This is a genomic window from Glutamicibacter bergerei (assembly GCF_054495185.1).
This window is the reverse complement of sequence record NZ_CM137131.1, coordinates 2,397,069-2,406,546: the sequence shown is the minus strand read 5'-3', so window position 1 is coordinate 2,406,546 and position 9,478 is coordinate 2,397,069. Positions and strand designations below refer to the sequence as shown.

12 protein-coding genes are annotated in these 9,478 nt (G+C 60.9%); 7 read left to right on the top strand and 5 right to left on the bottom strand.

The window, feature by feature from the left end:
* Positions 1-5: 5 nt before the first annotated feature.
* On the bottom strand, positions 6-626 hold the full coding sequence (locus ACX5K5_RS11155) for a 5-formyltetrahydrofolate cyclo-ligase (protein ID WP_459174395.1): 621 nt from the start codon (positions 624-626) through the stop codon (positions 6-8).
* Between the two features lie 116 nt (positions 627-742).
* Here ACX5K5_RS11155 and ACX5K5_RS11150 point away from each other — a divergent pair, with 116 nt between their 5' ends.
* Positions 743-1,360, top strand: a complete 618-nt coding sequence (locus tag ACX5K5_RS11150) for a GNAT family N-acetyltransferase (RefSeq protein ID WP_459174394.1) — start codon at positions 743-745, stop codon at positions 1,358-1,360.
* A 182-nt stretch (positions 1,361-1,542) separates the two neighbouring features.
* Positions 1,543-2,373: a hypothetical protein gene (locus ACX5K5_RS11145; protein WP_443446719.1), complete on the top strand. Its 831-nt coding sequence runs from the start codon at positions 1,543-1,545 to the stop codon at positions 2,371-2,373.
* A gap of 88 nt (positions 2,374-2,461) precedes the next feature.
* Here ACX5K5_RS11145 and ACX5K5_RS11140 read toward each other — a convergent pair whose 3' ends face one another.
* Positions 2,462-2,962: an Lrp/AsnC family transcriptional regulator gene (locus ACX5K5_RS11140; RefSeq protein WP_459174393.1), complete on the bottom strand. Its 501-nt coding sequence runs from the start codon at positions 2,960-2,962 to the stop codon at positions 2,462-2,464.
* A 111-nt stretch (positions 2,963-3,073) separates the two neighbouring features.
* On the opposite strand from ACX5K5_RS11140, the gene ACX5K5_RS11135 reads away from it, so the two are divergent.
* The 5 genes from ACX5K5_RS11135 to ACX5K5_RS11115 all read left to right on the top strand — a co-directional run bounded on the left by ACX5K5_RS11135 (position 3,074) and on the right by ACX5K5_RS11115 (position 7,017).
* Positions 3,074-3,547 carry an NUDIX hydrolase gene (locus tag ACX5K5_RS11135; RefSeq protein ID WP_096257353.1) on the top strand — a complete coding sequence of 158 codons (474 nt, stop codon included), beginning with the start codon at positions 3,074-3,076 and terminating at the stop codon, positions 3,545-3,547.
* A gap of 38 nt (positions 3,548-3,585) precedes the next feature.
* A complete protein-coding gene (locus tag ACX5K5_RS11130; protein ID WP_459174392.1) occupies positions 3,586-4,416 on the top strand; it encodes a glycine betaine ABC transporter substrate-binding protein in 831 nt (276 codons plus the stop codon).
* 69 nt (positions 4,417-4,485) lie between these two features.
* Complete coding sequence (locus ACX5K5_RS11125) at positions 4,486-5,706, top strand: pyridoxal phosphate-dependent aminotransferase (protein WP_096257349.1); 1,221 nt, start codon at positions 4,486-4,488, stop codon at positions 5,704-5,706.
* Between the two features lie 165 nt (positions 5,707-5,871).
* On the top strand, positions 5,872-6,099 hold the full coding sequence (locus ACX5K5_RS11120) for an antitoxin VbhA family protein (protein WP_459174391.1): 228 nt from the start codon (positions 5,872-5,874) through the stop codon (positions 6,097-6,099).
* A 54-nt stretch (positions 6,100-6,153) separates the two neighbouring features.
* Entirely contained in the window at positions 6,154-7,017 is an 864-nt protein-coding gene (locus ACX5K5_RS11115) for a PPK2 family polyphosphate kinase (protein WP_459174390.1), read from the top strand.
* Between the two features lie 5 nt (positions 7,018-7,022).
* Here the strand turns inward: ACX5K5_RS11115 and ACX5K5_RS11110 are convergent, their stop codons facing one another.
* The 3 genes from ACX5K5_RS11110 to xseA are packed head-to-tail and all read right to left on the bottom strand — an operon-like array spanning position 7,023 to position 9,299.
* Positions 7,023-7,766 (bottom strand): ZIP family metal transporter, encoded by a 744-nt coding sequence (locus ACX5K5_RS11110; protein ID WP_308422428.1) that lies wholly within the window; start codon positions 7,764-7,766, stop codon positions 7,023-7,025.
* A 24-nt stretch (positions 7,767-7,790) separates the two neighbouring features.
* Positions 7,791-8,021, bottom strand: coding sequence for an exodeoxyribonuclease VII small subunit (locus tag ACX5K5_RS11105; RefSeq protein ID WP_188686864.1), 231 nt, complete (start codon positions 8,019-8,021; stop codon positions 7,791-7,793).
* Between the two features lie 9 nt (positions 8,022-8,030).
* Positions 8,031-9,299: an exodeoxyribonuclease VII large subunit gene (xseA, locus tag ACX5K5_RS11100; RefSeq protein WP_096257344.1), complete on the bottom strand. Its 1,269-nt coding sequence runs from the start codon at positions 9,297-9,299 to the stop codon at positions 8,031-8,033.
* Between the last annotated feature and the right edge of the window lie 179 nt (positions 9,300-9,478).

Genomic DNA, 9,478 nt, shown 5'->3' with positions numbered 1-9,478 from the left:
GCGCACTAGCGCGGGTCGATGGTATGGAACTGTTGCTCGGTGATCACCACATCCACCGGTCGATCATGGGCTTCAACCGGGAAATCGCCGGTGGGCACAAATTCGGATGCATACACCAGCGCGGCCACCCGGGTAGCTTGCTGCTCGATGAGCGGGAGGAACCGGTCATAGTACCCGCCGCCCTGGCCCAACCTCAGCCCACGCTGATCAACTAATAGTGCGGGGATAAACAGCGTGTGCACCTGCTCAAAAAGCCGCGCATCGTGACGAACGCCCGCCGGTTCATCCACCGGGGCCAACGCACTGCGCCGTAGTTCCACTCCCGGGCTCCAGCGCACCCACCCCAACTGGTATTGCGGCTGACACACCGGCAGGTACACTTCGATGCCGGCGTCGACCAGCGCGGTTAACAACACCGAGGTATCTGGCTCTTCGGCCGTTGAGAGGTAGGCGCCGACCCGCATGGCGGTGTCGGTAGATTCGGCCAGGTACTTCATCGCCTGCGCGGCCAATTTTTGCGCCAACAGGTCCCGCGTGCTGGGGGACAGGGCGCGGCGTGCGGCCCGCGCGTGTGCACGTCGGGATTTTTTCTCCGCGCCGAAGCCCGCGGTGTTTGCTGCGTTCATGGGCTCCACTCTACTGCCGACCCGGCGGCCACTCATCGAACACCCACCAAACACCCGCTACTGTCATATAACCACAGGTGAACGCCTCAAGAGGCGAGCAGAGATACGATGAGTGCATGCTGAGTTTTCTGCGCGGGCGCGACGCCGTGGCACCACTGTCCTCGGACCGACTGCTGCTTCGTGAGATGACCCTGCGCGATCAGCTCGCCTGGATTGACCTGCGAAACGCCAACGCCATGTGGCTTAAACCCTGGGATCCAACTAACCCGCTGGGCGCGCCTGAACCCATGAGCTTCAGGCAGATGCTGGCGGCCAAACGCGCCGCCGCACACGCGGGCACCGGCTACTCCTGGGTGATGACCTTGCCGCAACTGCATTCAAAAAATCCGCCGATCATCGGGCAAATCTCGGTCAGCGGCATTCAGTATGGGGCCGCACGCACCGCCTCCATTGGCTATTGGATCGATAGTTCCCACGCCGGGTTCGGCCTGATGCCCGAGGCCTGCGCCCTGGTGATCGATCACTGCTTCCAAACTCTGGCGCTACACCGGTTGGAGATCAACATTCGTCCGGAAAACGCTGCCAGCCTGCGCGTGGTGCAAAAGCTTGGTTTCCGCGACGAAGGGCTGCGCAAGGGATTTTTGCACATCGACGGCGCCTGGCGTGATCATCGAACATTTGCGCTAAACCGCGAGGAACTCAAAACAACGATGTTAGAACGTATCTACGAATAATCGTGCCGTTTGACTCGTGCAAGGGCCTTCAGCGCGCAAGAACCCAGCACGACTTGCGAATTCTTGTAGACACACCGCAAAATCTGCCCGTTGATGCCCCGCGCGTTGCATAGTGTTGACTGATGAAGCCCACCGTTGGGCTTCACTGAATTTGACCGTTCACTCGGTGCGGGAGGACCCCTATGGCTAACACGTCACAGAGCGTATCGCAGCAGCAACAGCCTGCCGCGACAGGCCTCAAGATTCGTGTGCGCTACGGGCGCTTAGCCATCGCGGTGCTCGGCCTGCTAGCCGTCGTCGCCACACTGATCGGTTTGCTGTTGGCGCCATTTACCGCGCTGACTTTCACCACCGTCGGCATCTTTTTCCTCGTGGCCCTTGGCTCCGTAGCCTCGTTGCGGGCGCTGGCGGTGCTCGATCGCAACCGTAAGCTGCTCGAACACCTCGAAGCTACCCGCGAACGCGCCCTGGATACTCCGGCTTTCGCCGATCAAGCCAACCAGGTGATCATCCGCAAGCCCAGCGATGATCAGGTGTTCGACGCCCGCCCGGGTTCGGCTCGCCGCGCTCCGGCAATCACCGCCGAAGAGCTGCGCTCCGAGGCAGTGCGTGTGGCCCGCGGGGACGGCGGCGTGAAGCAGCCTGCCACCTGGGAGCCAACAAATATTCCTAAGCCCACCTATGTGGCGGTGCGTGAAGCCACCCAACGCGAAATTTCCGCTCGGGTCCGTCCGGAACCAATTCCGGTGTCCGTTCCGCTACGCCCCACCAAGCACATCAGCTTAAAGGCCGATCAGGACGCCAAGCGTTTGGCCGCCGAGGTTTCGGCCGAGGAACGCGCGGCCATCATCTCCGTTGGCGCCAAGGCCGATCCCCAGTCCGCCGAGCCGGCAACCCCGGCGGCTGTAACGACCCCAACAGCTCCGGCAACCGAGGCAGCACCGGGCACCCCGGCCGCCTCCAGCAAGGCGAAGCTGAACCTCGACGCCGTCATGCAGCGCCGCCGCGCCTAAAAAATTACCGCAGAGCCACTGAACACAAAGACCCGCATCCTGGACAAGGATGCGGGTCTTTGTGCTTGCTGGGTCTCGCGCAAGAAAATTATTCGTCGTGCCCCGGAAGCGGACCGCGGTTACCCAACTGGTGGTCGAAGACCAAGGTGGTTTCGGTATGCCCCACAGATTCGTCGGTGGCCAGATTATCGAGCACCCAGTCGCGCAACGCCTCGGTGGAGCCCACCGCAATGTGCAGCATGTAGTCGGTGGCGCCGGAGACATGGAACATTGACAACACCTCGGGCAAGGCCGGAATGCGTTCGCGGAAGGTATCGATCTTTTCCCGATCGTGGGCGCGCAACTTCACGGAGATCAGTGCCTGCACGGTGCGTCCCACCGCGGGCAGCGAGACCTCGGCGTGGTACCCGGTGAGTATTCCGCGCTCCACCAGCGAACGGGTACGCAGCAACGCGGTAGACGGGGCGATCGAAGCACGTTGCGCCAGCGTCGCATTGGAAATGCGGGCATTGCTGACCAGCTCGTCGATGATGATTCGATCAATCTCGTCGAGATCGTTGCCGAAAGGTGACTCTGGGTGCGATGACATAAGAATATTTCACCATACCCGGCGCCGTTCGTTGAAATGTTTGGGTGTTTTCCTTGCTCCCCGTGGCGCTCGCCTGCCACGAACGAGCGCAATCGTCGATATATTTAGGGTATGACTCGACGTTCTGAATCCACCGGTGAACCCTTCGATACCCGACTGGCGGCCTACGTCCTGGTCGAACACGAGGACAAGGTGCTGCTGACCCTGTGGGATATGCGCCACCGCGATCCCAAGTTCACCCCGCGCTGGTCCCTTCCCGGAGGCGGAATCGATCTGGGGGAGCAAACCATCGACGGGGCGATCCGCGAGGTTTATGAGGAGACCGGCTATAGCGTCGGAAACCTCAGCCTGCTCGATGTCACCACCGGGATCATCCCGGCCGCCAGACGATACTCCGGCGATGATTGCCCGATGCAGACCGTGGCCGTCACCTACCGGGCCAAGCTCTTAGGCGGCCAACTACGTCACGAAGTTGCCGGCTCCACCAGCCAGGCCGCCTGGTTTACCCGGGAAGAAATTAAGGCACTGAACCGCATCGAGCGGGTCGATCTGATCCTGTCTTTAACCGGCCCCGGCGTGCGCTGAGCCGCAAAACCACCGAGCTAGCCTAGAATCTAGGGGAGATGAACTTACCTAAAACCGCCACCTTCGGCGCGCTGACCCTGGCCGTGACGCTGTCTTTGACCGCCTGCACCGGTGGCGATCCCGACCCGGTGGCGCAGTCCAAAAACATCAGTATTTCGGTGGCCAGCGGCACCTCTGCCACCGAGCTGACGCTGGGCACAATTTACGCCGAGGCACTGCGCTCAGCTGGCTACCAGGTCACCGAGTCTGAATCTAGCGCCAACCCGTACCAGCAGGTGCTCGACGGACACGCGGATCTGGCCATCTCCACCGCGGATCACACCACCGTCGAGGGCTTTAAAACCGCCGATCCGGCCGTGCGCGCGCTGCAGCAAAGCGACGCTCAAAGTACCCCGGTGCTGGTGATGAGCGCCGCCGAGGCCACCAGCCACGGCGTGGATTCAGTTCCGAGCCTGGCCGCTAACTGCCAGAAGCTGGAAATTATCGGGGTCGCCCCGCAAACCGAGTCGCTGAGCAGTGCGCTGGCCGCCGAGGGCTGCACCAAGCCCCGGTATAAAACCGTTCCCGCCGCACAATTAGCCAACCAGCTGCGTGCCTCGCTGAACCGGGTAGTGATACTCGACTCGGCCGATGCCATCATCGGCGATGAAGGTTTTGAGATCATTGCGGGAAGCGAAAAGATTTTTGAAGCCAAAACCGTGGTGCCACTAGCCGAGGACCAACTGGACCAAGAGGCGCAAAACCTGATCAACTCGGTCACCAAAAAAATTGATCAAACCTCGCTGATCGGAATCAACCGGATGGTCAGCGGCGTGGACGCGCTGGATCCGCAGACCGCGGCCGGCAGGTTTAAGATCCTCACGCAGTAGCGCAACACCGGCAGGTCATCAGCCGACCCGAAGGCGCGCGGCGCGTGCCAAACATGAGAAAGTGAACCCATGGCAGAATTCAAGCAATCCACGAAGCTTCACAACGTCCTCTACGACATTCGCGGGCCCCTGCTTGAACATGCGCAGCGCATGGAATCCGAGGGGCACCGCATCCTAAAGCTGAATATTGGCAATCCCGCCACCTTCGGTTTTGAGGCACCGGACGCCGTGTTGGTGGACATGATCCGCAACCTGCCCAACGCGCAGGGCTACTCGGACTCGCGCGGCATCCTTTCGGCGCGCACCGCGGTCTCGCAGTACTACCAGACCCGCGGCATCCAGACCATTGGGGTCGATGATGTGTACCTGGGCAACGGCGTCTCCGAGCTGATCACGCTGAGCCTGAACGCGCTGTTGAACAACGGCGACGAAGTGCTCATCCCGGCCCCCGACTACCCGCTGTGGACCGCCTCGGTTTCGCTGGCCGGCGGCACCCCGGTGCACTACCTCAACGTGGAAGAGGAGGGCTGGCTGCCGGATCTGGAGGATATGGAAGCGAAGATCACCGATCGCACCAAGGGCATCGTGATCATCAACCCCAACAACCCCACCGGGGCGGTGTACCCGAAGGACACCCTGGAGGGGATCCTGGAGCTGGCGCGCAAGCACAATTTGATCGTGTTCTCCGATGAGATCTACGAGAAGATCCTCTACGACGATGCCGTCCACATCAACACCGCCGCCCTGGCCGACGACGTTTTGGTGCTCACCTTCTCGGGCCTGTCCAAGGCTTACCGGGTCTGTGGTTTCCGCGCCGGCTGGATGACGATTTCTGGTCCCCGGCATCAGGCGACCAACTACATCGAAGGCATCAACCTGCTGACCAACATGCGTTTGTGCGCAAACGTTCCGGCGCAGCACGCGATCCAGACCGCGTTGGGTGGCTACCAGTCGATCAACGATCTGATCCTGCCCGGCGGGCGCCTGAAGGAACAGCGCGACGCCGCCTACGACCTATTGCAGGCAATCCCCGGGGTGAGCGTGCAGAAGGCCCAGGGTGCCCTGTACATGTTCCCGAAGCTGGACCCCGAGGTCTACCCGATGCACGACGATGAGAAGTTCGCGCTCGAGCTGCTCAAGGCACAGAAGATCCTGATCACCCAGGGCACCGCGTTTAACTGGCCTAAACCCGATCACTTCCGCCTGGTCACCTTGCCCAACGTGCGCGATCTGACCGACGCGGTGGGACGCATCTCGATGTTCCTCGAAGAATGGCGTGCCCGCGCCTAAGCGAAGTCGTTCAAAACCCGTGTGCCACAAGCAATTGGTACACGGGTTTTTTGCGTTTATGGCCAAAGAAAACTCTGCTTCGCCGAGCTGTTCTAACAACGGTAAAACCTCGAACTGCCTGAGCAAACACGGTAAAATTGAACCATGTTCGAAGGGGGCGCAGAGGTGTCTAAAATTCTTGATCTTGAGTCACGTTGGCCCGAGCTATTTGCGGGTCTTGGCAGTCAAAGTCGCAACGCCATTGTCCAAGCTTTTGTGGCTTCCTGGCATGAAGGTTGGGAGCCGAATCGCGAAGACGTCGAAAATCTCACGAATTTTGTCCGTGGCACCTATGACCGCGCAGAGTACCTGCGGCGTGCCGGTGCGCTAGCAACCCAGATGCTTCTCAAATAGCACAGCCGACCAGTAGGCTAACAAACAACGTCCGTGCCATGAGTTGGGAACCAAATGAGCGATTACCCGCAGAACCTCGTCCAAGCCCTGCGCGTGGTAAGTGAGGTGGATTTATCCATTCGCGCCACCAACAACCCCAATTGGTGGCCGAAAGATGCCCCTAAAAATAAAAAGGCTGCCGAGCAACGGATGGAAGCGATCGCCGAGGAGCTCGCCGATCTGCAAGAACGACTGTTCGCCGCCGCACTCCACGAAGAACTATCCGATTCACTACTGCTGGTGCTCCAGGGCATGGACACCTCCGGCAAGGGCGGGATCGTACGCCACGTGATGGGAATGTTCGATCCACAAGGCGTGGAACATCATGCGTTTAAGGCACCGACCAAGGAAGAACTGGCTCACGACTTCCTCTGGCGGGTAGAAAAACAGCTACCGGCTCCCGGGATCATCGGCGTTTTTGACCGCTCGCACTATGAAGACGTGCTGATCCACAAGGTGCAAAAGCTCAGCAGCGAGCAGGAAATTGAGCAGCGTTACCCGCAGATTCTCGAATTTGAACGCCGGCTGCAGGCGCGCTCAATTCACCTGCACAAGGTGATGCTACATATCAGCAGCGAGGAACAGTATGAGCGGCTCAGCGAGCGCTTGGACCGGGCGGACAAGCATTGGAAGTACGCTCCGGGGGATGTGGATGACCGACTGTTATTCGACGAGTATCAGCGTGCCTATGAAGTCGCGATCGGACGCACCGCAACCGAGAGCGCCCCGTGGTACGTGATTCCGGCGGATCAAAAATGGCGCGCCCGTTTGTGCGTGGCCGAACTACTGCTCCAGACGCTGCGCGGTATCGCCCCCCAATGGCCGAAGGCAGACTTTGATCTGGAGGCCGAACGCAAACGTTTGGACGCTACCAAATAGGACGGTTAAGCGACGGTGTGCACGGCGAAGGCGGTGAGGAATCCGGCGGTCGCGATGAGCCCGGTGTAGTCGTGCTCCACCTTCCAGGCCTCGGGAATCATCGTGTCCGAGACCATGGTGAGGATGCCGCCGGCGGCCAACGCTATTGCGAACGCGGTAATTGCCGGATCGGTGAGCGAGAGTAACGCGTACCCGGCCCAGGCGGAAATTCCGGCGGCCAGGGTGACCGCACCCCAGAGCGCAAAGATGCCACCAGCTTTTTTACCAGCCTCTTTTTGCGCTGCGGTGCTGGCCAGTGCCTCGGGAATGTTGGAGATGAAAATCGCCACGAGCATTGCCGGGTTGACCGCGCCGCCGGCGACCAGTCCCACGCCGAGTGCCACGGATTCGGGGATTCCATCGATCAGCGCGCCAATGGCCAGCGCATTACCCGAGTTTGCCTCGCTGCCAGCACCGCGCCGCCGCGAACGCTTGGCAACGATCCGGTTAGCGAAAAAGTAGATTAGCGCGCCGCTGACCAATCCCAACGCGGTGACTAGCAGCCCGCCGCCCTGGTAGGCTTCGGCGACAAGCTCGAAGGCCAACGCGCTGATCAGTACACCGGCGCCGAAGGCTAACACGCCGTTGACCAGAACCTTGGGCAGTTTCAGCCACCACCCGGCGGCTGCGCCAAGCAACAGCGAAGCCCCGGAGACCAAACCCCATATGAACGCCCACCAAGCCATATCCATAGGGCTCAGCGTAGCCACAAATCTGCCCGGTGGGCAGGGGTGTTACTGCTCCGTCGCGTTTTCTACGCGGGCGCGGGCCTGATCGAGGCGTTCGGAGACGCCGTTGAGCCAATTTTCGCAGTGCGCCGCCAGTGCTTCGCCACGCTCCCACAAAGCCAGTGAGGCTTCCAAGGGGACGCCGCCGGTTTCTAACTGATTAACTACGTTCATCAGTTCTTCGCGGGCCTGCTCATAGGAGAGGTTTTTGATGTCTGCCGGGATTTGCTCGCTCATGTTCTGTCCTTAAACGTTTTCGTTGGCCTGCTCGGTCGGGAAAATTTGATCAACGGTGGCGGTCAGTTTGCCCGAGGCCACTCGAATGCGTAGTTGTTCGCCACCGGTCAGTGCCTCGGCAGCACGAACCACCGAACCGTCGGCCAGCTGGGTGACCGAATACCCACGGTCCAGGGTCTGTTGCGGAGATAAAGCGCGCACCTGGGCGCTGAGATGTGCGATCTCATCGCCGGCCCGTTGCACCCGGTGGCGGATCAGAGCGGTGGCTCGTTCTCGCCAACGCTGCAGATCTTCGGCCCGCGAAGCGATCATGGTGTGCGGGTTAGCCAGTACCGGACGTTGGCGCAGCGCGGAGATCACCTGCGCCTCGCGGGTCAGCAGGTTGCTAATCGCCCGGTCCAGACGTTGACGCGACATTTGCAGCCCGGCAAATTCTTCGGTCAGATCCGGCACGATGCGCTTGGCCGCATCGGTCGGGGTGGAAGCACGTAAATCTGCCACGTCGTCGAGGATCGGGCGGTCCGCCTCGTGTCCGATGGCGGAGACCACCGGGGTGGATGCCGCGAACACCGCACGCACTAGGTCCTCGTTGGAAAAGGGCAGCAGGTCCTCGAGCGCGCCACCACCGCGGGCGATGACGATGACCTCAACAGCTGGGTCTTGATCCAGTTCACGCAGCGCGGCGGTGACCTGAGCGACCGCATCTACCCCCTGCACGGCGGTATTGATGATGCGGAATTTGACCGCTGGCCAGCGCAGCGTGGCATTGCGCACGACGTCTTTTTCGGCATCCGAGTTTCGACCGGTAATTAGTCCGATGGTGCCCGGCAGTACAGGGAGCCGGCGCTTGTGTTCGACATTAAACAGGCCCTCGGCGCCAAGTGCCTGGCGTAGCCGTTCCAGGCGCAGCAGCAATTCGCCCAAGCCCACCGGGCGCAGGTCCGTAGCGTTCAGCGAAAGCCTGCCGGTCTTAGCGTAAAAACTTGGTTTCACCCGGGCGACCACGCGCGAGCCGACCTCGGGGGTGGCATCGAGCTTACGCATCACCGAGGACCACACGGTGACCGAGAAAGAGTTATCCACGTCTACATCGCGCAGGGTCAGGTAGGCGTGCCCGTTGCGCACATTCGCCTCCAACAGCTGACCTTCCACCCAGGTCATGGGGGAGTTCTCGATGTGGATTTTCAGCTTTTCGGTGAGCACACGTAGCGGCCACGGATTATCTGCCGTGGTTAACGCCGCGGTGGCCGGTAAGCCGGCGGGGGACTCGGACTCCATGCGGGCCGCTCCTTGGAAGAATTAAAACGATGTGTGGTTCCGCGCGCTTGACCTGCCGCCAGTTGAGGCTGGCCGGAGAAGGACGCGCAGTAGTGACGCTACACCACAGCTGAGACAAAATAAGGGGTTTTCATGCCCGGCGCCGGTCCCGGATTCTGCGGTGGAGGCTAAACTCACAG